The organism is Amaricoccus macauensis, from assembly GCF_014201905.1.
GTDB classification, from domain to species: Bacteria; Pseudomonadota; Alphaproteobacteria; order Rhodobacterales; family Rhodobacteraceae; genus Amaricoccus; species Amaricoccus macauensis.
In genome coordinates this window covers 1-26,818 of the sequence record NZ_JACHFM010000005.1, presented here as the reverse complement: position 1 = coordinate 26,818, position 26,818 = coordinate 1, and the positions used below count along the sequence as shown (strand labels likewise).

27 protein-coding genes are annotated in these 26,818 nt (G+C 68.8%); 15 read left to right on the top strand and 12 right to left on the bottom strand.

All coding sequences use genetic code 11. The features are described 5' to 3' along the window. Position 1 precedes the first annotated feature (1 nt). Both HNP73_RS19380 and HNP73_RS19375 read right to left on the bottom strand, forming a co-directional pair. Positions 2-451, bottom strand: a complete 450-nt coding sequence (locus HNP73_RS19380) for a c-type cytochrome (protein WP_184153986.1) — start codon at positions 449-451, stop codon at positions 2-4. Between the two features lie 117 nt (positions 452-568). Then, entirely contained in the window at positions 569-1,222 is a 654-nt protein-coding gene (locus tag HNP73_RS19375; protein WP_184153983.1) for a carbonic anhydrase, read from the bottom strand. A gap of 147 nt (positions 1,223-1,369) precedes the next feature. Here HNP73_RS19375 and HNP73_RS19370 point away from each other — a divergent pair, with 147 nt between their 5' ends. The 3 genes from HNP73_RS19370 to HNP73_RS19360 all read left to right on the top strand — a co-directional run bounded on the left by HNP73_RS19370 (position 1,370) and on the right by HNP73_RS19360 (position 4,040). Next, complete coding sequence (locus HNP73_RS19370; RefSeq protein WP_184153979.1) at positions 1,370-1,756, top strand: Hpt domain-containing protein; 387 nt, start codon at positions 1,370-1,372, stop codon at positions 1,754-1,756. A 62-nt stretch (positions 1,757-1,818) separates the two neighbouring features. Next, a complete protein-coding gene (locus tag HNP73_RS19365) occupies positions 1,819-3,207 on the top strand; it encodes a leucyl aminopeptidase family protein (protein ID WP_184153976.1) in 1,389 nt (462 codons plus the stop codon). Further along, positions 3,204-4,040, top strand: a complete 837-nt coding sequence (locus HNP73_RS19360) for a C40 family peptidase (protein WP_343063391.1) — start codon at positions 3,204-3,206, stop codon at positions 4,038-4,040. The genes HNP73_RS19365 and HNP73_RS19360 overlap by 4 nt, the downstream gene beginning before the upstream one ends. A 45-nt stretch (positions 4,041-4,085) precedes the next feature. Here HNP73_RS19360 and HNP73_RS19355 read toward each other — a convergent pair whose 3' ends face one another. Both HNP73_RS19355 and hemP read right to left on the bottom strand, forming a co-directional pair. Next, positions 4,086-4,520 (bottom strand): hypothetical protein, encoded by a 435-nt coding sequence (locus HNP73_RS19355; RefSeq protein ID WP_184153970.1) that lies wholly within the window; start codon positions 4,518-4,520, stop codon positions 4,086-4,088. 5 nt (positions 4,521-4,525) lie between these two features. Next, a complete protein-coding gene (hemP, locus tag HNP73_RS19350; protein WP_184154661.1) occupies positions 4,526-4,720 on the bottom strand; it encodes a hemin uptake protein HemP in 195 nt (64 codons plus the stop codon). A 265-nt stretch (positions 4,721-4,985) separates the two neighbouring features. On the opposite strand from hemP, the gene pncA reads away from it, so the two are divergent. Together pncA and pncB are read left to right on the top strand one after the other, a co-directional pair. Continuing rightward, entirely contained in the window at positions 4,986-5,612 is a 627-nt protein-coding gene (gene pncA / locus HNP73_RS19345; protein ID WP_184153967.1) for a bifunctional nicotinamidase/pyrazinamidase, read from the top strand. After that, the gene (gene pncB / locus HNP73_RS19340; RefSeq protein ID WP_184153963.1) at positions 5,609-6,901 is read left to right on the top strand and encodes a nicotinate phosphoribosyltransferase; all 1,293 of its coding nucleotides are present in this window, start codon (positions 5,609-5,611) and stop codon (positions 6,899-6,901) included. Before pncA ends, pncB begins: the two co-directional genes overlap by 4 nt. Positions 6,902-7,257: 356 nt before the next feature. Here the strand turns inward: pncB and carB are convergent, their stop codons facing one another. Next, positions 7,258-10,560 (bottom strand): carbamoyl-phosphate synthase large subunit, encoded by a 3,303-nt coding sequence (gene carB / locus HNP73_RS19335; protein WP_184153960.1) that lies wholly within the window; start codon positions 10,558-10,560, stop codon positions 7,258-7,260. 234 nt (positions 10,561-10,794) lie between these two features. Between carB and HNP73_RS19330 the strand changes: the two genes are divergently transcribed. Beyond that, on the top strand, positions 10,795-11,322 hold the full coding sequence (locus HNP73_RS19330) for an SRPBCC family protein (RefSeq protein ID WP_184153957.1): 528 nt from the start codon (positions 10,795-10,797) through the stop codon (positions 11,320-11,322). Beyond that, complete coding sequence (locus HNP73_RS19325; RefSeq protein WP_184153954.1) at positions 11,319-12,242, top strand: YncE family protein; 924 nt, start codon at positions 11,319-11,321, stop codon at positions 12,240-12,242. The genes HNP73_RS19330 and HNP73_RS19325 overlap by 4 nt, the downstream gene beginning before the upstream one ends. Positions 12,243-12,246: 4 nt before the next feature. Here the strand turns inward: HNP73_RS19325 and HNP73_RS19320 are convergent, their stop codons facing one another. After that, complete coding sequence (locus tag HNP73_RS19320) at positions 12,247-13,089, bottom strand: DMT family transporter (RefSeq protein WP_184153951.1); 843 nt, start codon at positions 13,087-13,089, stop codon at positions 12,247-12,249. A gap of 142 nt (positions 13,090-13,231) precedes the next feature. Here HNP73_RS19320 and HNP73_RS19315 point away from each other — a divergent pair, with 142 nt between their 5' ends. Then, a complete protein-coding gene (locus tag HNP73_RS19315) occupies positions 13,232-13,804 on the top strand; it encodes an HdeD family acid-resistance protein (protein ID WP_184153949.1) in 573 nt (190 codons plus the stop codon). Positions 13,805-13,899: 95 nt separating this feature from the next. Then, entirely contained in the window at positions 13,900-14,868 is a 969-nt protein-coding gene (locus HNP73_RS19310; protein ID WP_184153947.1) for a ring-cleaving dioxygenase, read from the top strand. Between the two features lie 43 nt (positions 14,869-14,911). Here the strand turns inward: HNP73_RS19310 and HNP73_RS23750 are convergent, their stop codons facing one another. Next, positions 14,912-16,861 carry a calcium-binding protein gene (locus HNP73_RS23750; RefSeq protein WP_184153945.1) on the bottom strand — a complete coding sequence of 650 codons (1,950 nt, stop codon included), beginning with the start codon at positions 16,859-16,861 and terminating at the stop codon, positions 14,912-14,914. A gap of 235 nt (positions 16,862-17,096) precedes the next feature. On the opposite strand from HNP73_RS23750, the gene HNP73_RS19300 reads away from it, so the two are divergent. The 4 genes from HNP73_RS19300 to HNP73_RS19285 all read left to right on the top strand — a co-directional run bounded on the left by HNP73_RS19300 (position 17,097) and on the right by HNP73_RS19285 (position 21,525). Then, on the top strand, positions 17,097-18,521 hold the full coding sequence (locus tag HNP73_RS19300; RefSeq protein WP_184153943.1) for a homospermidine synthase: 1,425 nt from the start codon (positions 17,097-17,099) through the stop codon (positions 18,519-18,521). A gap of 309 nt (positions 18,522-18,830) precedes the next feature. Continuing rightward, a complete protein-coding gene (locus HNP73_RS19295; RefSeq protein WP_184153941.1) occupies positions 18,831-19,742 on the top strand; it encodes an AAA family ATPase in 912 nt (303 codons plus the stop codon). Continuing rightward, complete coding sequence (locus HNP73_RS19290; protein WP_184153939.1) at positions 19,742-20,998, top strand: vWA domain-containing protein; 1,257 nt, start codon at positions 19,742-19,744, stop codon at positions 20,996-20,998. The genes HNP73_RS19295 and HNP73_RS19290 overlap by 1 nt, the downstream gene beginning before the upstream one ends. Before the next feature lie 11 nt (positions 20,999-21,009). Then, on the top strand, positions 21,010-21,525 hold the full coding sequence (locus HNP73_RS19285; RefSeq protein ID WP_184153936.1) for a phosphatase PAP2 family protein: 516 nt from the start codon (positions 21,010-21,012) through the stop codon (positions 21,523-21,525). A gap of 4 nt (positions 21,526-21,529) precedes the next feature. Here HNP73_RS19285 and HNP73_RS19280 read toward each other — a convergent pair whose 3' ends face one another. Further along, complete coding sequence (locus HNP73_RS19280; RefSeq protein WP_184153933.1) at positions 21,530-22,012, bottom strand: fasciclin domain-containing protein; 483 nt, start codon at positions 22,010-22,012, stop codon at positions 21,530-21,532. A gap of 200 nt (positions 22,013-22,212) precedes the next feature. Here HNP73_RS19280 and HNP73_RS19275 point away from each other — a divergent pair, with 200 nt between their 5' ends. Next, positions 22,213-23,385, top strand: coding sequence for a MalY/PatB family protein (locus tag HNP73_RS19275; protein ID WP_184153930.1), 1,173 nt, complete (start codon positions 22,213-22,215; stop codon positions 23,383-23,385). Position 23,386: 1 nt separating this feature from the next. Here HNP73_RS19275 and HNP73_RS19270 read toward each other — a convergent pair whose 3' ends face one another. After that, positions 23,387-23,785, bottom strand: a complete 399-nt coding sequence (locus HNP73_RS19270; RefSeq protein WP_184153927.1) for a VOC family protein — start codon at positions 23,783-23,785, stop codon at positions 23,387-23,389. 108 nt (positions 23,786-23,893) lie between these two features. On the opposite strand from HNP73_RS19270, the gene HNP73_RS19265 reads away from it, so the two are divergent. Then, positions 23,894-24,772 (top strand): TIGR01459 family HAD-type hydrolase, encoded by an 879-nt coding sequence (locus HNP73_RS19265; protein ID WP_184153924.1) that lies wholly within the window; start codon positions 23,894-23,896, stop codon positions 24,770-24,772. Between the two features lie 81 nt (positions 24,773-24,853). Here HNP73_RS19265 and HNP73_RS19260 read toward each other — a convergent pair whose 3' ends face one another. The 3 genes from HNP73_RS19260 to HNP73_RS19250 form a co-directional block, all read right to left on the bottom strand. Next, positions 24,854-25,867, bottom strand: a complete 1,014-nt coding sequence (locus tag HNP73_RS19260; protein ID WP_184153921.1) for a hypothetical protein — start codon at positions 25,865-25,867, stop codon at positions 24,854-24,856. Between the two features lie 171 nt (positions 25,868-26,038). Beyond that, positions 26,039-26,326 (bottom strand): I78 family peptidase inhibitor, encoded by a 288-nt coding sequence (locus HNP73_RS19255; RefSeq protein WP_184153919.1) that lies wholly within the window; start codon positions 26,324-26,326, stop codon positions 26,039-26,041. Positions 26,327-26,432: 106 nt separating this feature from the next. Next, positions 26,433-26,723 (bottom strand): I78 family peptidase inhibitor, encoded by a 291-nt coding sequence (locus HNP73_RS19250; protein ID WP_184153916.1) that lies wholly within the window; start codon positions 26,721-26,723, stop codon positions 26,433-26,435. Between the last annotated feature and the right edge of the window lie 95 nt (positions 26,724-26,818).

The following is a 26,818-nucleotide window of genomic DNA, read 5'->3' as shown; positions in this document are numbered from 1 at the left end:
CTCAGTCTTCGAGGCGGTAGTTCTCGTGACAGCCCTTGCAGGTGCCCATCACCGGCTGCGCCAGCTTCTGGAAGCTGGCGAGATCTGGCGGGCCGTCCTTGCCGGACGCCTTCATCGCGGCGTCCGAGGCCTCCTCGAACTTGGCGAGTTCTGCGTCGAAACCGGCGCGGTCCTCCCAGATCTTCGGCGCGGCATGGCTGCGGGAGGCGTCCTCGCTGCCTTCGGGGAGGTAGTCACCGAAAGAGACGGCAACCGCGTGCCACGAGGCGATCGCAGCCTTGCCGGCTGCGGGCGAGTAGGGGACCTGCTCCTTCAGCATTCCGCCGGCAAGCGCCGTCGCGGCGCCGCTTGCATCCATGAGTGAAATTCGAGTGGTGATGGGATCGTCTGCCGCAACCGCCACGGTACCAGCGATCACAAACACTCCGAGCAAGCCGGCCAGCTTCCGCATCAGCCTTCCTTCCTATCTGGGTATCCAATTCCAATACGCGCGTTGATCTAACCATTGTGTCGGCAACACTGCCAAGCAGGAAGTGATCAACAGAAATTGATTCCCGAAATTGATTCCCTAAAGCGGAACGAACTGATCGGTTTCGGCATCGTAGAGCTCAAGCCCGCCGTCGCGGATGTCCTTCCAGACCCCGTGCAGTTGCAGTTGGCCCGACTCGACGCCCGCGGCGATGAAGGGAAACGTCATCAGGTTGGTCAGACTGACGAGCACCGCCTGCTTTTCCAGCACGGAAATGCGCTCCTCATAGCTGAGGCCGCGCCCGGCGAGCGCTTCGTATCCGGGCTTCAGGAGCCGGAGCCAGGTGCCGACGAAGCTCGTGGGCGTGTCGAGGTCGGGCGCGAGCCCGGCCAGCATGTCGTGACAACCGCGCACGCCACCGCAGGCGTGGTGGCCCATGACGATCAGGTGTTCGATCTTCAGCGCGATCACCGCGTACTCGATCGTCGCCGAGGTGCCGTGGCTCTCGCCGTCCGGCTCATAGGGCGGGACGAGGCTCGCGATGTTGCGATGGATGAAGAAATCACCCGGCCCCTCGCCGAAGATCTCCGATATGAGCACCCGGCTGTCGCAGCAGGTGATGATCATAGCCGTCGGGTTCTGGCCGTTCTCGGCGAGTTCGGCGGAATGCGCCGTCTGCTCCGGGGTGCGGCGCTCCTTCCAGGCGCGATACCGGACAATCAGGTCCTCCGGCAGTGGCTTTGCATGTTCCATCGCTTGTCCCCCCGGCGAATCGTAGGTCCGATTTGGCTAAACTCGGCGCGACTTTCAGGCTTATGACGCGCTGCGGCAAGCGCAGACGTCAGGATGGCCTTTACCACTTCCCGGCAATGTCCTGCGTCGGGTACTTGGGGGATTGCCATGGGAGCCGAGCTTTACAGCATACCGGCATACGAGGACGCCGAACTCGACCGGTCACGGATTCATCTGCTGCGCCAGTCGCTTGGCGACCAGCGCTGCCGGGAGGTGGTCTCGGAGGTGGTGTTCCACCTGACCGACCGACTCGGCCTGCTTCGGACCGCCCTCGACGAGGGCGATGCAGAGGAAGCCCGGGCGCTCGCCACGCGCCTGGCCGGGCTTTCCGAGCAGGTGGGACTCTCCGATTTCGCCCGCGTCGCCCGCGATCTCGTGGGCTGTCTTTCCACCTGCGACGAGATCGCCACCGCTGCGGTTTCGGCGCGGCTGGCGCGGCTCGGAGAGGATTCGTTGCTTTCCGTAATCGTATTTACTGAACAGTCCGCTTTGTGACTCTTGTAACACTGGGCTGACGCGCCCTAGGATGGTGTATCAATTCGAAGAGCGCCTACCGAATGCCAATCGTCGCCCAATCCGACGTCCGGAAAATCTCGCTCCGCCTGATTGAGGGCGCGTCGCTGGCGTCCTGGATAAGCACTCAGACGCCCGAAATACGTGCGTGGGTCGAGGCGTCGGGGTTCGGCGCCGCGATCGGCGAGGTCCTTGCATTGCCCGGAGAATCCGGGATTTCCGCGGTCCTTGTCGGTTGGGGCAGTGCGGCCGCCCGGGCGCGCGACCGCTTCCCGCTCGCCGCGGCTGCGGCGAAGCTTCCGCCCGGGCGCTACGTGCTGGAGCCCGGCGACGTGCCGATCGACCTGAGCGTCGAGGTGCTTGGCTGGCGGCTCGCAGACTACCGCTTCCAGCGGTACCGGGCTGGCAAGGCGTCCGAGGTGGAACTCGTCTGCCCCGAGGGCGTCGACATCGAGCGCGTCGAGACGCTGGCGCGCGGCGCCGCCCTCGCGCAGGACCTCATCAACACCCCGGCGCGTGACATGGGGCCGGAAACCCTGGAGGTGGCGTTCGCGACGCTTGCCGCGCGCCACGGCGCGGCGTTCAGCGTGGTGCGCGGTGGCCCGGCGCTTCGGGCGGCGAACCTGCCGATGATCGAGGCGGTGGGCGCCGCCGCCGCCGAGGCGCCGCGCCTTCTCGATTTCGTGTGGGGCCGCGAGGACGCGCCGAAGGTGACGCTGGTCGGCAAGGGCGTCTGTTTCGACACCGGCGGGCTCAACATCAAGCCCGGTGCGTCCATGGGCAACATGAAGAAGGACATGGGCGGCGCCGCGACAGTCATGGGCCTCTCCGAGATCATCATGAGCCTCGGGCTCGACATCCGGCTCCGTGTTCTCGTTCCGGCGGTCGAGAACGCGATTTCCAGTGCGGCGATGCGGCCGGGGGATATCCTGCCGAGCCGCAAGGGGCTGACGGTCGAGGTGAACAACACTGACGCCGAGGGCCGCCTGGTCCTTGCCGACGCGCTGGCGCTCGCCGACGAGGAAGCGCCCGAACTGGTGGTAAGCTTCGCGACCCTGACCGGTGCGGCGCGCGTTGCGCTCGGCCCGGACGTACCGCCTTTCTTCACCGACGACGAGGCACTTGCCGCCGACCTCGTTGACTCAAGCCTGAGGGTCGCGGACCCTCTCTGGCGGCTGCCATTCTGGACTCCATACGAGCCGTTGATCGAGCCGGGAATTGCCGATCTGGACAACGCACCGGCGGGGGGCATGGCCGGGGCGATCACCGCAGCACTATTTCTGCGTCGTTTCGTCACCGAGAGCCCGCGTTACCTGCATCTCGACATCTACGGCTGGACCCCGGCGGCCAAACCGGCCCGGCCGAAGGGTGCTGCGTTTCAGGCCGCACGCGCGGTCCTCGCGCTGCTGGAGAACCGCTATTGCCGCACGTGAACGGACCGTTCCACCGGCGCCTGGTCCCCGCCCGCCCCGACCTCGCGGCTGCCCACCTGCGAGGACGGGTGGCTGCCGAGCGCTTTGCACCCGGGCGACCCGCCCGCGTGGCGCCGTCGTTGCTCGACCTGACGCTCGATCCCAATCCGACAGGGGAACGGGCGACGCAGTTGCTGCATGGCGAGGTCTTCGTCGTCTATGAGGAGCGGCCGGACGGGCTCGTCTGGGGACAGGCGCAACTCGACGGCTATGTCGGCTACGTGGCGCGGGACGGGCTCGGCCCGCAGCGCGGCGCGGGGCGGCCGGTGACGGCGATCTGGTCGCAGAGTTACCAGCGGCCTTCGGTTCAGGCCCGCGTGCTGGGGGAATTGCCGCTCCTCGCCGACGTCCCGGTCTCGGGCAGCACCAGTGGCTTCGCGCGGCTCCGCGACGGCGGGCATGTGCCGCTGCCGCACCTCACCCCGTCGGCCGGTGATCCGGTGGCGCAGGCGCTGCGGTTCGTGGGCGCGCCCTACCTCTGGGGCGGGCGCAGCATCCGCGGCATCGATTGTTCGGGGCTGGTGCAGATCGCGCATCTTGCGTGCGGCGTGGCATTGCCGCGCGACACCGACATGCAGGTCGAGCTCGCAGGGGCGCCGCTGCCCCCTGACGCGGCGCTTGCCCGCGGCGACCTCGTGTTCTGGCGCGGCCACGTGGCTCTGATGATCGATGGCCAGACGCTTATCCATGCCAACGCGCACCACATGGCGGTGGCGGTGGAGCGGCTCGCGGATGTGGAAGAGCGGGTGCTCGCCGCGCGGGGTGGTCCCGTCACGGCGCGCCGCCGGCCCTAGCGGATGGCTGGGCACGCCACCGGCTGATGCCGCCGGGGCGTGAGCCTATTGCAGGATGCGGGGCTCCTGGCCGCGCATGAGTCCGAGGCCTACGTCCTCCGCAAGCCCGGCAAGGCAGAGCGCGAGGTCGGGCCGCACGATCAGCGAGGCCATGAGCACCGCCTCCTCTCGCGCGCCCTCGGCGGCGAGCGAGACGAAGCGGGCGAAGACGCATTCGTCACCGCCCGCGCAGGGGCAGTCGAGCGCATGGCCGAGGAGCGGCCGCCGGGCATGGCTGGCGGTGACATGCAGCAGCTCGGCAATCCCGTCCGCCACCCGCTCCGCCGTGTCCGGCCCGAGGCGCTGGGCCAGCTCGCGACCCAGAGCCCCCTGACCGGCCGGCCCGGAACACCAGAAGCGCAGGCAGCGGATCACCTGCCGCTCGAGCGGCGGCAGCTCCGAGAGCCTGCTGACTGCCGCCGCTCCCGGATTTCGCGGCATGGCGCTCACTTGGTGAGGATCAGCTTGCCCTGCCGCGTGATGCGCAGGACGTAACGCACGCCGTCGAGGCGGATTTCGGCCTCGTTGCCGCCATCGGTCAGGAGGCGGGCATCATGCACCGGCGGCGGCGACTGGCGCGCCGGTTCGCGGCGGGGAAGCGGCGGCAGGAAGCCGTCCGCATGGCGGTGGTCGCGGTCCATCGGGGTGGCCCTGCGGGTCTCGGACGAACGCACGTGATACATGCCGATCGGCTCCAGATTACATTGGTTGCTGACGGTGGCTCGCCCCGACGGACTGGCTGTGGAGTACATGACCAATTCACTCAGGATGAGTCAATCCCGATTCGTTTAGTCGGGGAATGAGGCGCCCTCTGGCGCTGTCGTACCCCTGTTGTAAAGGCACGGGTTCGCTGCCAATCTCACGGGACGGAAGCATCCCCCGCGGGGGCAGGGAGGGGAGGCAGACATGGCACCGGACGCGGCGCTGATCGTCATCGACGTCCAGAACGATTTCTGCACTGGCGGCGCGCTTGCCGTCGCAGGCGGTGAAGAGGTGGTGCCGCTCGTGAACCGGGTCGCCCGGCGGTTTCCGATCCGGGTGCTGACGCAGGACTGGCACTCGCCGGACCACAAGTCGTTCGCCGCGAGCCATCCGGGCGCCGAGGCGTTCTCGGTGACCGAGATGCCCTACGGGTCGCAGGTGCTCTGGCCCGTCCACTGCGTGCAGGGAACCCCGGGCGCTGAATTCCATCCCGAGCTTGAGACCGACATGGCCGACCTCGTGCTGCGAAAGGGGTTCCGGCCGCAGGTCGACAGCTATTCCGCGTTCTTCGAGAACGACAGGTCGACGCCGACCGGGCTCGCGGGTTACCTGCGCGAGCGGGGCGTCGGCGAGGTCTGGCTCGCCGGTCTCGCCACCGACTTCTGTGTCGCCTATTCCGCGCTCGACGCCATCGCGCTGGGCTTCCGCGCCACGCTCCTCGAGGATGCCTGCCGGGCGATCGACCTCGACGGTTCGCTTGCGCGGATGACCGGGACGATGCGCGATCAGGGCGTCCGCTTCGCCGTCGCCGAGGAGTGCGAACCCGCATGACTGATATCGCAACCCGCGTCTACGACCATGCCTGGCGCATTGACCCGGTGGTCCGCTCGATCCTCGACACCGATTTCTACAAGCTCCTGATGCTGCAGACGGTCTATCGCCGTCATGCGGACGTGCGGGTGAAGTTCTCGCTCATCAATCGCACGACCAGCGTGCCGCTGGCCGAGCTCATCGACGAGGTGGAGATCCGCCAGCAGCTCGACCACATCCGTGGCCTGCGGCTGACGCGGGGCGAGTCGACCTGGCTGCGGGGCAACACGTTCTACGGCAAGCGGTGGATGTTCGGGCCGGACTTCATGGCCTGGCTCGAGGACTTCCGCATGCCGGAGTACCAGCTGGAGCGGAAGGGCGACCAGTACGAGCTCACGTTCGAGGGCTCATGGCCCGAGGTGATGATGTGGGAGATCCCCGCCCTCGCGGTGCTCATGGAGCTGCGGTCGCGGGCCGTGACGCGCGGCATGGGCAAGTTCGAGGTGAAGGTGCTCTACGCCCGGGCCATGACCCGGCTCTGGGAGAAGATCGAGCGGCTGCGCCAGTTGCCCGACCTCCGGATCTCGGATTTCGGCACCCGGCGCCGCCACTCGTTCCTGTGGCAGGACTGGGCGGTGCAGGCAATGATGGAAGGGCTCGGGGAACGGTTCTCCGGTACCTCGAACTGTCTTATCGCGATGCGGCGCGACCTGGAGGCGATCGGCACCAACGCCCATGAGCTGCCCATGGTCTACGCGGCCCTCGCGGAGGATGATGCGGCGCTCGCGACGGCTCCGTACCGGGTGCTGGAGAACTGGCATCAGGACTACGACGGTAACCTGCGGGTGATCCTGCCGGACACCTATGGCACCCGGGGTTTTCTGGAGCATGCGCCGGAGTGGCTCGCGTCCTGGACCGGCATCCGGGTTGATTCCGGCTCGCCGGAAGAGAACGCCGAGGTAGCGATCGACTGGTGGAAGCGCCACGGCCAGGATCCGCGCGAGAAGCTGGTGATCTTCTCCGACGGGCTCGACGTCGACCGGATCGAGGAGCTTTACGCGCGCTTCCACGACCGGGTGAAGCTCTCCTTCGGCTGGGGGACGCTGCTCACCAACGACTTCCGCGGCCTCGCGCCCCACGACGCGCTGGCGCCGTTCAGCCTGGTCTGCAAGGCGGTCAGCGCCAACGGCCGCCCGACGGTGAAGCTCTCGGACAACCCGGCGAAGGCTCTGGGGCCGGCCGAGGAAATCGAGCGCTACAAGCGGGTCTTCGCGGTCGGCGCGCAGCAGGCGGAGCCGGTTCTGGTGTGAGGGGGCCGGCGGAGCGGGTGCCTGAGCGGGGCATCGCGCAAGGCGACGACGACCGACGGATTTGGCGGGTGACAGATCCGTCCGCGATCGCCCCTGCGGGGGGCGAGCGCGTTCCGCGCACGCCGGGGCGATCACGACCGGATGGCGCGCTGCCGCAGAAATCTTCACGCCTGACGGCTTCCGCGCTCCCTGCCGCTGGCGCGGCGAAAGCAGTGCTTTCGCTTTTCGCGCCGGGGCTGGCGAAAGGCAGTCCCGGCGCGAAAAGGATCTCCACCCAGACCCGCGAGCGAGATACCGGTTGAGACCAGTGACCGGCACTCAATGGGTCGGCGGGCCCATTCTCCAGTCGCAGGCGCTTACCCCTGCAGCGAACGCACCCGCAGATCCCCCTCCAGACGGTCGCGCATGGCGAGCGCCGCCGCGCGCGCGCCGGCGGCCGTCGTGTAGTACGGGATCTTGCCCGAGAGCGTCAGCGAGCGGATGGCGCGGCTGTCGTTGATCGACTGGGAGCCCTCGGTGGTGTTGAAGACGATCTGCACGCCGCCGTCCTTCAGGACGTCGACGATGTGCGGCCGGCCTTCGTAGACCTTGTTCACCCGGACGGTCGGGATCCCGGCGTCGGTCAGGAACTTCGCGGTTCCGGCGGTCGCCAGCACCTTGAACCCGAGCTCGTGCAGGATGCGGGTGGCCTCCAGCAGCACGTCGGTCTTGTCGCTGTCCTTGACCGAGACGAAGAGCGTGCCGCTTGTCGGCAGGGCGGTGCCCGCGCCCATCTGCGCCTTCAGGAACGCGCGCGGGAACGAGCGGTCCCAGCCCATCACCTCGCCGGTCGAGCGCATCTCCGGCCCGAGCAGGGTGTCGACGCCGGGGAAGCGGTTGAACGGCATCACCGCTTCCTTGACCGAGAACCACGGCATGTCGGGATCGGCGAGCGTCAGCGGGTCGGCATAGGGCAGCGTGTCGTCCGGGCCCGTGCCCTGCGGGTAAGGCTCGCGCAGGGGAAAGTTCGAGAGCGGCTCGCCGGCCATGACGCGGGCGGCGATGGCGGCGATCGAGCTGTCGGTGGCCTTCGCCACGAACGGCACGGTGCGCGAGGCGCGCGGATTTACCTCGAGGACGTAGATGTCGCCGTCCTGGATCGCGAACTGCACGTTCATCAGGCCGACGACGCCGAGCGCGAGCGCCATCGCCTCGGTCTGGCGCTTCAGTTCGGCGATCGTTGCGTCGTCGAGCGACCACGGCGGCAGCGAGCAGGCGGAGTCGCCGGAATGGACGCCGGCTTCCTCGATGTGCTCCATGACGCCGGCGACGTGGACCGCCTTGCCGTCGCAGATCGCGTCGACATCGACCTCGATGGCGTTCGAGAGGTAGCTGTCGAGGAGCACCGGCGTGTCGCCGGAGACCTGCACGGCGGTCGAGATGTAGCGCTGGAGCTGCGCGTCGTCGCGGACGATCTCCATCGCCCGGCCGCCGAGCACGTAGGACGGGCGGATGACCAGCGGGTAGCCGATCTCCTTCGCCACGGTCATCGCCTGCGCGGGCGAGCGGGCGATGCCATTGCGCGGCTGGCGCAGGCCGATGCGGTTCAGGAGCGCCTGGAAGCGCTCGCGGTCCTCGGCGAGGTCGATGGCGTCGGGCGTGGTGCCGAGGATCGGGATGCCGGCGTCGTGCAGCGCGTTCGCGAGCTTCAGCGGCGTCTGGCCGCCGAACTGGACGATGACGCCGTGCAGCGTGCCGTTCTCCTGCTCGACCCGGAGGATCTCGAGGACGTGCTCGAGCGTCAGCGGCTCGAAGTAGAGCCGGTCGGAGGTGTCGTAGTCGGTCGACACGGTCTCCGGGTTGCAGTTGATCATGATCGTCTCATAGCCAGCCTTGGTCAGCGCAAAGCAGGCATGGCAGCAGCAGTAATCGAACTCGATGCCCTGACCGATGCGGTTGGGGCCGCCGCCGAGGATGACGACCTTGCGGTTGCCGCTGGGGCGGCTCTCGTCCTCGACCGAGCCCATCGCCTCGACCTCGTAGGTCGAATACATGTAGGGCGTCTGGGCCTCGAACTCTGCGCCGCAGGTGTCGATGCGCTTGAAGACCGCGCGCACGCCGTGGCGCTGGCGCTCGGCGCGCACCGAGGTTTCGGTTCGGGCGGTGAGCGTCGCGAGACGGGCGTCGGAGAAGCCCATCATCTTCAGGCGGCGCAGGCCGTGCGGCTCGCGGGGCAGGCCGTCGCGGATGAGGCGGGCTTCCTCGTCGATGATCTCGCGGATACGCGCGAGAAACCACGGGTCGAACTTCGTCACCGCGTGGATCTCGTCGTCGCTGAGGCCGTGGCGCATGGCCTGGGCGGCGAGGCGCAGGCGGTCGGGGGTCTGGGCCGAGAGGGCGCGGATGATCGTCGCCTTGCCGTCCGGCCCCTCGGCGCCCTCGATCTCGATCTCGTCGAAGCCGGTGAGGCCGGTCTCGAGCGAGCAGAGCGCCTTCTGGAGCGACTCGTGGAAGGTGCGGCCGATCGCCATCGCCTCGCCGACCGACTTCATCGCGGTGGTGAGCAGCGGCTCGGCGCCGGGGAACTTCTCGAAGGCAAAGCGCGGGATCTTGGTGACCACGTAGTCGATGGTCGGCTCGAACGAGGCCGGCGTCACCTGGGTGATGTCGTTGTCGAGTTCGTCGAGGGTGTAGCCCACGGCGAGCTTGGCGGCGATCTTCGCGATGGGGAAGCCGGTGGCCTTCGACGCCAGCGCCGAGGAGCGGCTGACGCGCGGGTTCATCTCGATGACGACGAGGCGGCCGGTTTCCGGATGGACGGCGAACTGCACGTTCGAGCCGCCGGTCTCGACCCCGATCTCGCGCAGCACCGCGATCGAGGCGTTGCGCATCATCTGGTATTCCTTGTCGGTCAGCGTCAGCGCGGGCGCGACGGTGATCGAGTCGCCGGTGTGGACGCCCATCGGGTCGATGTTCTCGATGGAGCAGACGATGATGCAGTTGTCCGCCTTATCGCGGACCACCTCCATCTCGAACTCCTTCCAGCCGAGCAACGACTCGTCGATGAGGATCTGGCTGACCGGCGAGGCGTCGAGGCCGGTCTTGCAGATGCGCTCGTAGTCCTCGCGGTTGTAGGCGACGCCGCCGCCGGTGCCGCCGAGGGTGAAGGCGGGGCGGATGATCGCGGGCAGGCCCACGTATTCGATGGCGTCCATGGCCTCGGCCATGGTGGTGACGATGGTGGCCTTGGGATTCTCGAGGCCGATCCGGTCCATCGCCTCGCGGAAGAGCTTGCGGTCTTCCGCCTTCTCGATCGCGTCGCGCTTGGCGCCGATCAGTTCGACGCCGAACTTGTCGAGAACGCCCATGTCGGCGAGGGCGAGCGCGGTGTTGAGGCCGGTCTGGCCGCCCATGGTGGGCAGGAGCGCGTCGGGGCGTTCCTTCTCGATGATCTTCGCGACGACCTCCGGGGTGATCGGCTCGACGTAAGTGGCGTCGGCCATCTCCGGGTCGGTCATGATCGTGGCGGGGTTCGAGTTGACGAGGATGACCCGGTAGCCCTCTTCGCGGAGCGCCTTGCAGGCCTGCGCTCCCGAGTAGTCGAACTCGCAAGCCTGACCGATGACGATGGGACCCGCGCCGATGATCATGATCGAGCGGATGTCGGTGCGCTTGGGCATAGGGGAGGGCCTTACGTCGGGGGTGGTGGTGCGCCGTGGCCGGAGGCGGATTCCTCATGGCCGGCAAATTGTCGCGGTTATAGAGGCAGGCGGAGGGTGCGCAAGCGCATAAGCGGCGGAGGTTCCCGGGATTGCGCCTGGAACCGCCCAGGTCCGGCTTTCGACTTTCGTTGGCTTGGTCCTGGGGCTGCGGGCCGCTATCGTGTCGCTCTTATAATCGAAAGGAGATTGCCCATGCCGATATGGCGGAGTGTCGCGGTCGGGTTCATCATGGCCGTGGCGCTGTCGGGCGGCGTCGCACAGGCGCACGGGCCGTCGCGGCAGAAGGCGAGCGAAGAGGCCACTCTCGGGGCGAGCGTTGACGAGGTCTGGGCCGTGGTCGGCAATTTCGCCGACATGAGCTGGTATCCCGGCGTCTCGAAGACCGAGGTGGCTGCGGACGGCAAGACCCGCACCGTCAGCTTCGGCGATGTGTCGGTGCCGGAAGAGCTCGGCAAGTACGACGCGGAGAAGCACACGATCGCGTTCCGGCGGACCCAAGATGACGTGGAACTGATCCCGGTCACGAACTTCGCCAACACGATCGTGCTGAGCGACGAGGGCGGCAAGGCGCATGTGAAGTGGTCGGCGGCGTTCTATCGTGGTTTTCCGAACGCCAATCCGCCGGCAGAACTGAGCGACGAGGCGGCGATGAAGGCGGCGACCGACTTCATCCAGGGCGGCCTTGACGCGCTCACCACCCGGTTCGGCGCGGGCGGATGAAACTCGCCGCCCTTTTCCTTCTCGCGCTCAGCGCGGGAATGGCGGGGGCGGCTGATCTGGCGGCCGTCACCTCGCAGGGGGCGGGGGCGCTGACGCTGCTTGATCCGGCGTCCGGCGAGATCCGGGCGACGGTGCCGCTGCCGGGCAAGCCGGCGGCGGTGAGTGTCGATGCCGCGCGCGGGCGCATTCTCGCGGTGGCGGTCGAGACGAAGCGGCTGCACATCTTTGACCTGACAGGCCGCGAGCTTCGGCAGGTGGCGCTTGAGGGCGCGCCGTTCGGGCTGGCGGTCGATCCCGCGACGGGCCTTGCCTATGTCTCGGACTGGGAGGTGCCGCGGGTCTTCGAGGTCGATCCCGGGACTGGCGCGATCCTGCGTGAGATCGCCACCGGGCCGACGCCCTCGGGCATCGCCATCGTGGACGGTCTGATGGTGACGGCGGACCGGGATGCCAATGCCCTGAGCCTGATCGAGCTTTCGAGCGGTGCCACGCGGACGGTGCCGGTGGGCGAGCACCCCTTCGGGTTGACGCTGCACGAGGGCCGGGCGTTCACCGCCGACGTGCTGGCCAACACCGTCTCGGTGGTCGATCTGGCGACGGGCAAGACGGTGGCGACGATCCCGACGGGGGAGCGGCCCTATGCTGTCGCGTTCGCCCTCGACGAGGGGTTCGTGACCGATCAGTACGGCTCGACGGTGACGGTGTTCGACGTGGGCCGGCTGGAAGTGACCGGCACGATAGACGTGGGCGAATACCCCGAAGGGATCGCGCCGACGTCAGACGGGCGATCGCTGGTCGTCGCCAACTGGTTCTCCGACTCGGTGATGGTGATCGACGCGGCCAGCCACGAGGTGGTGCGCGAGATCACGATGCCGGAGGGGCCACGGGCCTTCGGGGCGTTCGTCGCGGCGGTGCCCTGACGCCTCAGGCGAGCCGCAGCGTGATCGCGCCGAGAACGATGAGCCCGGCCGCGGCGACCCGGATCGGGCCAACCCGCTCGCCGAGCACGACCGCGGCGATTGCGAGGCCGAAGATGATCGCGGTTTCGCGCAGTGCCGCCACCATGGCGACCGGCGCGCGGGTCATCGCCCAGAGGGTGATGCCGTAGGAACCGAGCGTGCCAAGGCCGCCGACGATGCCGCGCCAGAGATTGGTTCGGGCATAGATCCGGAGCTCGCACCCCCTTGTGGCGATGGCCCAGACGAGGATCGGCATCGCGAGAACGAAGAGCCACATGGAATAGGCGATCGGCGCGCCCGAGAGCCGGACGCCGGTGCCGTCGACCAGCGTATAGGTCGCGATGACGGCGGCGTTCGTGAGCGCGAATGCGGTGCCGCGGCGGCTCGTGGCGACGCCGGTGCCGGAGACGGCGAATGCCATGGCGAAGACGCCGGTCGAGACGAGGCCGATCCCGGCCCAGCCGATCGCGGAGAGATGTTGACCGAGGAACGTGGCCCCGAAGATCGCGACGAGGGTGGGTGCGAGGCCGCGCATCAGCGGATAGGCCCGGCTCATGTCCGTGGCGCGGTAGGCCGCGGCGACGAGCGCGAAATAGAGCAGTTGCAGCGCCGCGGACGTGACGAGGTAGGGCCAGCTTTCAGGCGCTGGCAGCGGCAGGAACGGCACGACCGCCAGCGCGATCAGCGACGAACTGGCAGCGACCAGCACGGTGGAGAGCAGCGTGTCGCTGCCGCCCTTGACGATGGCATTCCAGCTCGCGTGCAGCGCGGCCCCGCAGAGCACCGCCGCGAAGACTATCGCTGACATGACGCAGACATGGAAATCCCGGCGGCAACCTGTCCGATGTCACGCGGAGGGGACGTCCGTGTCAACGGGCGTCACGATACGGTGACCGGCGAGGGTGAATCAGTGTAAGATATTTCTCTATCCATATGGAGGAACGTCGCAGATGGCTTCCACTCCCACGTTCGACCCGGCGAACCAGCCGCTTCTGGCGGCGCTCGCTGCCAACTGGTGGTTGATCCTGCTGCGCGGCATAGCCGGTGTGCTGTTTGCCATCCTCGCGTTCATGTGGCCGGGGATCACGGCGCTTTCGCTGACGTTCCTCTGGGGCGCCTATGCGCTGGTCGATGGCGTGGCGTCGCTCTGGGCCGCGATCACCGGCGGCGGCGCGGGGTCGCGCGGCTGGTTGCTGCTCGTGGGCCTGCTCGGCATCGCTGCGGGCATCATTTCCTTCGTCTGGCCAGTGGGAACGGCCGGCATCCTGCTGCTCTTCATCGCGGCCTGGGCGATTGCGACCGGGGTCCTGCAGATCTGGGGCGCCGTCCGGCTGCGCAAGGAGATCGAGGGCGAGTGGCTGCTGATCCTCAGCGGCCTCGTCTCGATCATCCTGGGCATCGTGCTCATGGCGCAGCCGGCCGCTGGCATACTGGCGGCGGTGTGGATGATCGCGCTCTTTGCGCTCATCTTCGGCATCGACCACATCCTTCTCGCGTTCAAGTTGCGCGGCTACCGGACCTGAGGCCGAACAGGCCGTTTCCGGGACGGGGGCTTCCACTCGGGGCATTCCGGCCTGACATTGGTCCCTGAAGACCTCACCCGAACGGAGGAGAGATCATGGACCTCAACCTGACCGGTCTGCACCACGTCACCGCGATCACCGCTGACGCGGCCGGAAACCGGCGGTTCTATACCGACACGCTGGGCCTGCGTCTGGTGAAGAAGACGGTGAATCAGGACGACACGAGCGCCTATCACCTGTTCTACGCCGACGGGCTGGCCTCGCCGGGCACCGACCTGACGTTCTTCGACTGGCCGGCGCCGCCGGAGAAGCGCGGCACGCACGCGATCTCGCGGACCGGCCTCCGGGTCGCGGGCGAGCCGGGGCTGCTCTGGTGGAAGGAGCGGCTCGGGACTGCGGGCGTGCGCGTCGGCGAGATCGCCGAGGTGGACGGGCGCGCAACCCTCGACTTCGAGGATCCCGAGGGGCAGCGCCTGCGGCTGACCGATGACGGCGGTGCCGGCCCCGCGCATCCTTGGGCGCAGAGCCCGGTCCCGGCCGGGCACCAGATCCGCGGTCTCGGCCCGGTGACGATTTCCGTGCCGAAGCTCGATCCGACCGCGGCGCTGCTGACGCGCGTGCTCGGGATGGCGGAGCTCCGGGCCTATGCCTCGCCGGATGGCGAGGGCGAGGTCCGGGTCTTCGGCATGGGCGAGGGCGGTCTGGCGGCCGCGGGCCCGGCGTCGGAGCTGCATGTGGCGGTGCAACCCGGCCTGCCGGTGGCGCGGCAGGGTTCGGGGGCGGTGCATCACGTGGCGTTCCGCACCCCGAACATCGAGCTGATGCACGACTGGACCCGGCATCTCGCCGCTTCCGGCGTGCCGACCAGCGGCGAGGTCGAGCGCTATTACTTCCGCTCGCTCTACTTCCGCGAGCCGGGCGGCAATCTCTTCGAGATCGCCACGGACGGCCCGGGCTTTGCCGTGGACGAGCCGCTCGAGTCCCTCGGCGAGCGGCTGAGCCTGCCGCCGTTCCTCGAAGGCAACCGGGCGGCGATCGAGGCCGGGCTGAAGCCGATCGGCTGACGCGAAGCCGTCCTCCCCGAGATGGCGGGGAGGACTGGCGAGGTCAGACGAAGAGCACGTCGCTGGTGACGAGGCCGCCGGCGTAGTCCGGCAGGTGGAACTCGAGGTCGTCGTCCTGCGTGACGTCGTCGTGGGCGGTGACGAAGCGGGCGGTGAGCTCCTTGCCGTCGGCGATGTAGCCGAACTGGAAATCCTCGAGTTCGTCGAGATCGTTCACTTGCCCGACGAAGACCGCCCGGGCGTTTTCCGGGTTGTCGGTGATGCGGATGACGATCTGGTCATCGTCGCTGCGGGTGAAGTCGCGGATTTCGATCTTCTGGGCCCAGCCTTCCACGTGGGAGTCCGGGCCGCGTTCGCGGTAGATGCCGTTTGACGCCTCGAAACGGTCGGTGCCGTCGCCGCCGACCATGACCGTCGTCGGGGCGTGGCCGCCGACGAGGGTGTCGTCGCCCATGCCGCCGTTCAGGTAGTCCCGCCCCGTCGGATGTCCGGAGAAGTTGATGCTGCCGCCGGCGGTGAGGTGGTCGTTGCCCCGCTGTCCGTAGAGTTCGTCCTGCCAGATGGCGGCGGAGTCCTTCTCGAACTGGCGACCGCCGGTGATGGTGTCGTCTCCGGCGCCGGCACGGACGAGATTGTTGCCGTCGCCGGCCGTGATCCGGTTGGCGATGCCGCTGCCGATGATGGTGTCGTCGCCCGATCCGCTGGTCACGTTCTCGATGGAGACGAGCCTGTCGGTCGCGGCGCCGGGGGCGTTCACCCGCAGGGTTCCGGCGGCGAGGTCGACGCGGACGTCGATCGGGCCTTCGCGGTAGAGGCTGCCGGCCGCGTTGGGGATGCGGAGCGTGTCGATGCCGGTGCCGCCGTCGAGCGTGTCGCGGCCGTCGTTCGCCAGCGTACCGGCGGCCGTGAGGAGGGCGCCGACGAGATCATCCCGGCCCCCGCCTCCCAGGAGCAGGTCGTTGCCGGTGCCGCCGTCGAGGGTGTCATTGCCCCTGTCGCCGTCGAGGGTATCGTCGCCGGCCCCGCCCGCGAGGCTCTGGGCGAGGGCCGAGCCGATCAGGCTGTCGCCGCCCCGACCGCCGATGGCGTTCTCGATCGAGTCGAAGACGTCATGCAGGGAGATGGTGCCGTCAATGGCGCTGGCGGTCCCGGCCTTGAGGTCGATCACCATGCCGCGCTGGTGCGAGCTGTAGCTGATCGTATCGGTCCCCGTCCCGCCGAGGAGCGTGTCATTGCCGGCGCCGCCGTCGAGGGTGTCGTTGCCTCCGGCCCCGGCGATGAGGTCATTGCCTGCGCGGCCGCGCAGGTCGTTCGCGTAGCTGTTGCCGGTGATGTCGTCGCCGCCGCTGGTGCCGAGGATGCCGAACACGTTCAGAAGCGTGTCGTCGCCGTCTGACGCTGACGCGGCGAGGCCAAGTTCCAGGTCGATGCGCAACGCGCTTGCCGTCCGGTAGTCCACGTAGCCGCGGTATCCGCCGTCCAGCGTGTCGTCACCGGCGCCGCCGGAAAGGGTGTCATGCACTCCGTCGCTGGCGTTGGCCGTCAGCTCGTCATTGCCGGCCTCGCCAAACAGACTGACCCCGGTCGGGCCGAACCGCGACAGGACGGTGTCGTCGCCGCCGCCTGCCCGGACCTCGACGCCGTCGTTGATCTCGATGATGTCGTTGCCCGACCCGGTCCGGATCGCCTCGATGGTGCCGAGCACGTCATCGTTGCCGGGAAAGCCCGCGTACCGGACGGATCCGCCGTCCTTCAGCACCACCACGAGGTCGGCGGACACTGCGTCGTATCGGGCGACGTCCACCCCGCCCCGGCCGTTGAGGGTGTCGTTTCCGGTGCCGCCGATGAGCTGATCGGCACCGCGTCCGCCGTCGAGAACGTCGGCTCCGCCGAGCCCGAAGAGCGTATCGTCGCCCGCAAGGCCTTCTATCGTGTCGGCCGCGCTGGTGCCCTGGAGCAGGTTGTTCCCGGCGTCTCCGGTGATCCTGGCCATGCGATGATCCTCCTGCCGTCCGGGGGCCGGACGGCGTCTGGTCTTTCAAGGGAAGCTGATGCGGGCAGACTGCGCTCTCGGGGCGAGTGTGTAAACCGGGCACGGGCAGATTCCGGGGAGGGGCGGGCGCCAGATTCCACCAGTGCGCGAGAGTGGAGCCGCGGGAGCGATGGGGGTGGTCCCCGAGCCGGCGCGTCGGCTAGAAGGACGTTCAGCCGGGACCGGAGGACACGAGATGCCGCAAAGCTACCCGAACTATGGTCGGATCGACGGGCCGGTGGTCCTGATCGGCTTCGGCTCGATCGGTCAGGGAACGCTGCCGCTGATCGAGCGGCATTTCACCTATGACCCGCATGACGTGCACGTCATCGAGCCCTCCGACACGCATCGGACCTTCCTCGAGCAGCGGGGCGTGCATTTCATCCACCACGCGGTGACCCGGGAGAACTACCGGGCGTTGCTCGGACAGCTCTTCAAGGATGGCAAGGGGTTCTGCGTGAACCTCTCGGTCGACACGAGTTCCATTGAAATCATGCAGTTCTGCCGTGAAATCGGCGTGCTCTACATCGACACGGTGGTCGAGCCGTGGGCCGGGCACTACTTCGATCTTTCCATGCCGCCGGCGGAACGGACGAACTACGCGTTGCGTGAGGCACGGCTGGCGGAGACGCGGGCAAACCCCGGCGGGACGACTGCGGTATCCTGCTGCGGCGCCAACCCCGGTATGGTGTCGTGGCTGCTGAAGGAGGCGCTGCTGCGCCTCGCGAAGGACACCGGCCACGACGCGACGCCGCCAAAGGACCGTGAGGGCTGGGCGAAGCTCATGCAGAGCCTCGGCGTCAAGGGCGTCCACATCGCCGAACGCGACACGCAGGCCGGACGGGACGCGAAGCCGCTTCACACCTTCGTCAACACCTGGTCGGTGGAGGGGTTTGTCTCCGAGAGCTTCCAGCCGGCGGAGCTTGGCTGGGGCACCCACGAGCGCTGGTTCCCGCCGAATGGCCACCGCCACGACGAGGGCTGCCGCGCGGCGATCTACCTAGACACGCCCGGAATGCTCACCAAGGTGCACACCTGGACGCCGGAAGGCGGGCCGCAGTACGGCTTTCTCGTGACCCACAACGAGGCGATCTCGATCGCCGATTACTTCACCGTGGGCGATCCGGCCGCGCCGGAGTTCCGTCCGACCTGCCACTATGCCTATCACCCCTGCGGGCAGGCGGTGTTGAGCCTGCACGAGATGCTGGGCTCGGGCGTGGTGCAGGAGACGCTGAAGATCCTCGACGAGAACGAAATCCTCTGGGGCGAGGACTGCCTCGGGGTGCTCATCTACGGCCACGAGCGCAATGCCCTCTGGTACGGGTCGCGCCTGTCGATTCAGGAAGCGCGCGCGCTCGCGCCCTTCCAGAACGCCACCGGGTTGCAGGTGACGAGCGCGGTGCTCGCCGGCATGGCGTGGGCGCTCAGGAACCCGAACGCGGGCATCGTCGAGACCGAGGAGATGGACCACGCCTTCTGCCTCGACGTGATGCGCCGCTACCTCGGCCGGATCGAGGCGCATTATACCGACTGGACGCCGATCGCCACGCGCTGGGCGCAGTTCGCCGAAGAGATCGACGAGGACGATCCCTGGCAGTTCCAGAACGTGCTCGCGACCTGAGGCCCCGCAAGGGCGGTGCGTCAGCCGCCCGAGAGCGGCGGCGTCGGCCCGCCCGCGGACTGGCCGACGGGAGGGTTTCGGCCGGCGCGAGCCGACCGATTGGCGGGTCGGTTGGGCGGTGTCGCAAGAGTCTGCCGGGGAGGCGCCTGATGAAGCGGCTGCTTCCTCAGGGCGCCTTTCCGAGGCTGGTGTTGCGAGTCGGGCCGGCGTCAAGGGTGAAGGGCGGCCAGCCGCCCCGGCTTCGCCGCCCTTGACCCCGACCCGACTCGCGGGAAAGGCTGCGCGGCAGCGTGCGGGCAAGGGGAAGTCATGGCTGGTACGGTTCCGGTGAACATCGACGGCGCGCAGGCGATGCTCGCGGGCGAGGGATATGTCGCGGGACGCGGCCTCTCCACGGTGGTGTTCCTCGCGCTGAAGCTCGGGCGGCCGCTGTTTCTGGAAGGTGAGGCCGGGGTCGGCAAGACCGAGATCGCCAAGGCGCTGGCCAAGGGGCTCGGGCGGCGGCTGATCCGGTTGCAGTGCTATGAGGGGCTCGACGCGTCGAGCGCCGTCTACGAGTGGAATTTCCCGGCGCAGATGGTGGCGATCCGCACCGCCGAGGCCTCGGGCGGCATGGACCGGCAGGGGCTGACCGAGGAGCTGTTCTCGAGCGACTACCTGATCCGGCGGCCGTTGCTCGAGGCGATGGAGCCGCACGCCGAGGGCCCGCCGGTGCTGCTCATCGACGAGCTCGACCGGACCGACGAGCCGTTCGAGGCGTTCCTGCTGGAGGCGCTGAGCGATTTTCAGGTGACGATCCCCGAGCTTGGCACGATCCGGGCGCCCGAGCCGCCGATCGTCATCCTGACCTCGAACCGCACGCGTGAGGTGCATGACGCGCTGAAGCGGCGCTGTCTCTACCACTGGGTCGACTATCCCGACTTTGACCGGGAGCTGGCGATCCTCCGGGCGCGGGCGCCGGAAGCGGGTGAGACGCTGAGCCGGCAGGTTGTGGCCTTCGTGCAGCAGTTGCGCTCGGAGGACCTCTTCAAGCGGCCGGGGGTGGCGGAGACCATCGACTGGGCGAAGTGCCTCGTGGCGCTCGACGCCATCGCGCTGTCGCCGCAGGTGATCGCCGACACGCTCGGCGCGCTCCTGAAGTATCAGGACGACATCGCCCGCCTGCAGGGATCGGAGGCGAAGCGGGTGCTGGACGCGGCCGAGGCGGCGCTCGCCGGCTGATGGCCGGGCTCGCCGATCTGCCGGTGCGGACGGACGGCAAGCTCGCCGAGAACGTCGTGCATTTCGCGCGCGCGCTCCGGGCCGCCGGGGTGCCGGCGGGACCGGGCCGGGTGATCGACGCAATCCGGGCGGTGGAGGCCGTGGGCTTCAGCGACCGGCGGGACTTCTATGCGGCGCTCGAGGCGAGCCTGATCTCGCGGGCGGAGCATCGGGCGGTGTTCGCGCAGGTTTTCCGGCTGTTCTGGCGTGATCCGCGGTTCATGGAGCAGATGATGAGCCTGCTCCTGCCCGCCGTGCGCGGCGCGGTGCCGCCGTCCGCGCCGAAGGCGGCGGAGCGGCGCGCGGCGGAGGCGCTCATCGAGGGCGCGGAGAAGCCGCCGGGGCCGCGCGAGACCGAGGGTGAGGAGGTCGAGTTCGACGCCACGCTCACCTTCTCCGCCGAGGAGCGGCTGAAGCGGCTCGATTTCGAGCAGATGTCGGCCGCGGAGCAGGCCGAGGCGCGCCGGGCGATCGCGAAGCTCGCACTGCCGGTGCAGCCGCTGGCGAGCCGGCGGACGCGGCCGAGCCCCCGGGGGCGCGTTGCCGACTGGCGCGGCACCATGCGCGCGGGCCTGCGCTCCGGCGGGGATGTGGAGCAGCTGGTCTTCCGCGCCCGGCGGCAGCGCTGGCCCAATCTGGTGGCGCTCTGCGACATTTCCGGGTCGATGTCGGCCTATTCGCGGATGCTGCTGCACTTCCTGCACGCGGCGGCCAACGCGCGCGGCGCCGGATGGGCGAAGGTTCATGCCTTCACCTTCGGCACGCGGCTCACCAACGTCACGCGGCATCTGCGGCAGCGGGATGCCGACGCGGCGCTGGCGGCGGCGGGGCGCGAGGCGGAGGACTGGGAGGGCGGCACGCGGATCGGTGAGGCGCTGCATGTCTTCAACCGCGACTGGTCCCGCCGGGTGCTGGGGCAGGGGGCGGTGGTGCTGCTCATCACCGACGGGCTGGACCGGGGGGACCCGGACCGGCTGGCGCGTGAGATGGAGCGGCTGCATCTCTCGGCGCGGCGGGTGATCTGGCTGAACCCGCTCCTGCGCTGGGAGGGCTTCTCGGCGCGGGCGCGCGGGATCCGGGCGATCCTGCCGCATGTGGACAGCTTTCGCGCCTGCCACTCCATCGCTTCGCTGGAGGACCTCTCGGCGACGCTGAGCCGGCCGGACGATCCGGTTGACATCATGCGCATCCGGCAGTTGCTGGACGAGAGGCAGTGAGGAGAACGGGCATGAGGCGGGCAGGTCTGGCGGCTGCGGCGGTGTTGGCTCTGACGGCGGGGCCGGGATCGGCGGGCGACGGTTTCGAGCAGGCGGGCGACGTGCTGCGCTGGGTGCTGCCGGCCGCTGCGGCGGGCTGCGCGTGGCAGCAGGAGCGGCTCACGAGCTATGCGGTCGGGCTCGGCACCGCCGTCGTGGTGACCGAGGGGCTGAAGCGCGGTCTTGGCGACGGCGGCATCAACGAGCGTCCGAACGGCAAGAGCGAGGGATTTCCCTCCGGGCATGCGGTGACGGCGTTCTCGGGCGCGGGCGATCTGATGATGCACTGCGCGCCGGGGAACCCGTGGGTTGCGGCGGCGGCCGGCGGCGCGGCGGTGGTCGTGGCGGCCTCGCGGCTCGACGCCGACGAGCACGACCTGCTGCAGGTCGCGGCCGGCGCGGCGCTCGGCTTCTTCTCGACCGGCATCCAGGTGACGCGCGCGCCGGGTGGCAGCGGCTATGGGCTCGCGTACGAGCTGAAGTTCTGAGGGCTCAGCGTGGCTTCAGGACGCCGCCGATCAGGTGCACGACGCCGTTCGCGGCACCGAGGTCGGCGGTGGTGACGGGGACGCCGTTCACCACGAGGCCGGGGCCGGTGCCGTCGACATTGACGCTGGTCCCGGCGAGGGTCGTGTAGTTCACATCGACGCCGGAGAGGAACGCGGCGGTGAAGTCGCCCGGGACCACGTGGTAGGCGAGGAGCTTCGAGAGCGCCGCCGGATCGGAGGGCAGGCCCGCGGCGGCGATCGCGCGGTCGGTGGGCGCGAAGAGGGTGTAGGGCCCGGAGTCGGCAAGCTTCGCGGCGAGGCCGGCCTGGGCGAGGGCACGGGCGAAGCTGCGCGCGCCGTGGGCGCGGGCCACGTCGAGCACATTGCCGCTGGCGGCGGAACCACCGCCCGATCCTCCGGCACAGGCGGCGAGCGGCAGGGCGCTCAGCGCGAGGAGGAGTTTCAGACCGTCGCGGCGGGTCGGCATGGGCAGGCTCCCTGACAGGCGTCGGAGCCACGGGCCCCGGCGGGCGGCCACCCTAGGAGGGCCCCTCGTGAGGGTCAACACGGCGCGCAGACCTGTCACGGCGGGGTGTTCGGCGGGCGTAGCGGTTCCCCGACCGGGGTTGAAGCATCGCCTCCGGCGCAGTAGGGCCGAAGGAAGACCGTCAGGCGCGAGGGGCACCCATGTTCGACTTCGACGAGATCATCGACCGGCGCGGCACGCACTGCTCCAAGTGGGACATGATGCAGCCGCTCTATGGCGTCGCGCCCGACGACGGGCTCGCCATGTGGGTTGCCGACATGGATTTTCGCCCGCCCGCGGCGGTGACGGAGGCGCTCGAGGCCGAGCTGCGCCACGGGGTCCACGGCTACTTCGGCGATGATCACCGGTGGAAGGCGGCGGTCGCGGGGTGGATGGCGCGGCGCCACGGCTGGGAGGTGGACCCGGCCTCGATCGCGACGACGCACGGGCTCGTCGCGGGGTTCGCGCTCTGCCTGCAGGCGTTCACCGCGCCGGGCGACGGGGTGATCCTCTTCACCCCGGTCTATCACGCGTTCCACCGGATCATCCGCGCGAATGGCCGCGAACTCGTCCAGTCGCCGCTCGTCGAGCGGGACGGGCGCTACGAGATGGACCTCGACGCGCTCGAAGCCGCGCTGACCGGCCGGGAGAAGGTGGTGGTGCTCTGCTCGCCGCACAATCCGGGCGGGCGGGTCTGGTCGCGTGAGGAGCTTCAGGCGCTGGCGGCCTTCTGCGAGCGGCATGACCTCCTGCTCATCTCCGACGAGATCCACCACGATCTGGTGATGCCGGGCGGGCGCCACGTGGCGATGCCCCTGGCGGCGCCGGAGGTGGTGAACCGGTTGGTGATGCTGACCGCGCCGACCAAGACCTTCAACATCGCCGGCGCGCTGACCGGCAATGTCATCATCCCGGACGGGGAGCTGAGAAAGCGCTTCGCGGCGGTGCAGATGGCGAGCGGCGGCAGCCCGAACCGGTTCGGCGTGCTCGCCTCGACCGCCGCCTATGAGAACGGCGATGCCTGGGTGGACGCGCTCTGTGCCTATCTCGCGGCGAACGCGGCCGCCTTCGATGCCGGCGTCAACGCCATCCCGGGCGTGCGCTCCATGCGGCTGGAGGGGACGTATCTCGCCTGGGTCGACTTCGCGGGCACCGGCATGACCGACCCGGAGGTTCAGGCCCGGGTGGAACGCGAGGCGCGCATCGCCGCCAGCCACGGTGCCACCTTCGGGCAGGGCGGCGAGGGCTTCCTGCGCTTCAACCTCGCGACGCCGCGCGCGCGCATCGACGAGGCGGTGGGCCGGTTGCAGGCGGCGTTCGCCGACCTGCAGTAGGTCAGAACCCCCAGAGCCGGGGCTCGGCGAATTCGACCGAGTTGCCGGCCGGGTCGCGGATGTAGAGCGATCGGGCGCCGTTTGGCCAGGTGAAGTCCGCCTCGATCGCGACACCGGCGGCTTCGAGACGCGCCTTGAGGGCGTCGATTTCCCCGGTGCCGGCGGCGAAGGCCATGTGGCCCGGGCCGCTGGCGCCGTGCGGCGGCACCGGCAGCGCGCCGGGCGCCGGGGGGTGCGCGGTCTCGGCGGGATTGAAGATCAGCAGCATCGAGCCGTCGAGGCGGAAGAACACGTGCCGCTCGCCGGCGCGCGTGACCTTCTCGAGGCCGAGAAGCCCGCCGTAGAACGCTTCGGCAGCGTCGAGGTCGGCGGCGTAGAGGGATGTTTCGAGCACACGCATGTCCCTGAGAGTGGGCCTTGTGCATCGGGATGCAAGGTGACGAGCGGGGTTTTGCGTCTCGTCCGGGAATGCGATAGCTCGGACGCCGTGGGACAGGGAGGCGCCAACATGACCGAGATCATCCAGTCGCTGGAGGACGTGGGGCCGGGCTACCGGACGCTGTTCTGCGACCTCTGGGGCTGCCTCCACGATGGGGTGAAGGCGTTCCCGGCGGCTGTGGCGGCACTTGAGGGCTTCCGCGAGCGGGGCGGCACCGTGGCGCTCGTGACGAACTCGCCGCGCCCGGCCGGCGACGTGGCGCGGCAACTCGATCTGCTCGGCGCGCCGCGCTCGTGCTGGGACCTGATCGTCTCGTCGGGCGATGCGGCTCAGGAGGCGATGCAGGCGGGAGTTTTCGGCCGGCGGGTCTATCACATCGGGCCGGAGCGGGATCTGGTGTTCTTCAACGACGCCGAGGGGCGGCCGCTCGACGTCACCCGGGTCCCGCTGGAGGAGGCCGAGGGCATCGTCTGCACCGGGCTGTTCGACGACCGGACCGAGACGGCCGAGGACTATCGCGCGACGATCCTCTACGGCAAGACCAAGGGCATGAAGCTGCTCTGCGCCAACCCCGACATCGTGGTGGACGTAGGTGACCAGCGCATCTACTGCGCCGGAGCGATCGCGAAGGCGTATCAGGAGGCGGGTGGCCGGGCCTTCTACTTCGGCAAGCCGCATCCGCCGATCTATGCCCTGGCGCGGCGCAAGGTGACGGCATTGCTTGGCGAGGCGCCGCGGGACGACGAGATCCTCTGCATCGGCGACGGCATCGCCACGGACATTCTCGGCGCGATGGGCGAGGGGCTCGATGCGCTCTTCATCGCCGGCGGACTGGCGGCGGAGGAGACCGGGACGCAGGAATTCGGCGTGCCGGACCCGGAACGGCTCGCCGCGTGGCTGAGCGTCGAGCGGCTGGAGCCGAAGTACACCATCGGAATGCTGCGGTAGAGTCGTCCGCGCCGCCGCGCTTGGTGGCGGTGCGCGGGTCCTGCTGGGTGAGGGCGGCCGGGGCCGCCCTCAAGTGCGGGGTCAGAGAAGGTCGTCAATGCAGGGCGTGCAGACCTCGAGCTTGAGGTCGTCGAGAGCACCCGAGCCTTTCAGGCGCACCTGCATCTGGGCAACGTCGTCGAACTCGGACAGATCGACCGTCTGAAGCACCCCGTCCGCCGTCTTCGGGATTGCCTTGGAGCCGATCAGATTGCCGTTCGAGTCGAGAGCGCGGATCTGGCCGCCCTCCTCGATGTCGACGAGATCGACTGACGTCAGGTCGACCGCCTTTGAGAAGAAGAAGCGGAAAACGCCGCCGGCGCTCGCGTCGTCGGGATCGCTCGAGTCATCGTCTTCGCTCAGGATCAGGACCTTGCCATCGCCCGCGAGCAGGTCGTCGTCGCGGCCTGACACTGGCGGTGACTGGTCGGCGTCGAAGATCATCGCATCGTTGTCGGGATTGCCCTCGCCGTTCTCGAGACCGCGGATGCGGACATGCAGATCGCCGTCCAGCACGTCGAAGCCGGCCATGGTCATCTTCTGACCCGCCTTGAACTGCTCGAAGTCGACGGTCACCTCCTCGCAGACCGGGACGCACGGTACGTCCGGGACATCGATGATCTTGAGCGAATCGTTGCGCGGACCATCCTCGGAGCCGACGCTGGTGAGGCGGGTGCCGAAGCGCTGGCCTGACAGCATGTCGATGCTCAGGGTCTCGTCGGCATCGAGCGTGAAGCTCGTGAGCCTGACATCGTCGCCCTGACCGATGCCGGGCGACCCGAGCCGGACGCCGAGGTCGAACGGCTGGTTGGTCGCGCCGTTCATATTGGCGCCGTTGCCGAGATTGAGGGTGTTGGTTCCCTCCCCGGTCACCAGCGGTCCCGTGAAGTCCGGGTTGGTGATGGTCCCGTCGATGTCGAAGAAGAGCGCGCGAAGGTCGCCGATCGTACCTTGCGTGTCCAGAACTTCGACCGTGAAACTGAGATTGCCGCCGCTGTCATTCACCGTGACGCGCACGTTGACTGCACCCTCAATAACGAAGGTTGTTTGCGCCATGCTTGCTTCTCCCCCCGGAGTATTTAGCTTAAGACTATTAAAATCGAAGTAAATACAACTTACTTCGCGCTTCTATTATTAGATAATGATACTGTCCAATGGCTAAAGTTGCAAGCAGATTCGCGTGTCCCCGATCGGTGATTTCCGGCGGCGACTGGCTCGCCGGCGAGCTCAGCCGCAGTCGACGCGGGTGATCCGGTCCGACTTGTCGACGATGACGTTCATCCGGTCCTCGCGGTGATCCATCGTGGCCGGCGTCGTCGGGAAGAGCACGCGGGTGCCCTGCGGCAGCTCGACGTCGTTCAGGACGTCGATGCGTTTTCCGACCCAGTCCTGATGCTGGTCGGCCGGGCAAGTGCCGCCACCGGCGAGGGTCCCGCCAGTGCCCGTGTTCTGGAGTTCGGCACAGGCGCCGAGGGCGACGAAGACGCCGAGGCAGGCGACAGGAAAGCGAGGCATGGGCGCGGGATCCTTCTGCGCGGCGGCGGGACGAACGGAAGCAATCACAGCGGCGCGAGCTTGGCAACCCGCGACGCCGTCCGGCCGGTGCTCTCCCGACGCCGCGTCAGCCGCACTGCACCCGGAGGATGCGGTTCTGTTCGTCGAGCCGCACCGTGGTGCGCTGCGGCTTGAACATGGCGCCGCCTGCCTCGCCGGCCGCCAGCACGCGGAACTCGCCGGTGAAGACGGCGCCGTTCGCGGCGCTTGCATCCTGGCCGACGAGAGCCTGCAGCTGGTCCGCCCCGCAGGTGTCCGCCCCCGCCCCGGCAATCGCCTCGGTGTCGGTCACGCCGGTGTTGCAACCGGTGAGCCCGACGACGAGGAGCCCGGCGGGCAGGAGCCAGCGGCCACCCATGCTCAGGTCCGGTTCATGCGGTTGTCGATGAGTTCATCGACGACGCCGGGATCAGCGAGGGTTGAGGTGTCGCCGAGGGCGCCGTAGTCGTTCTC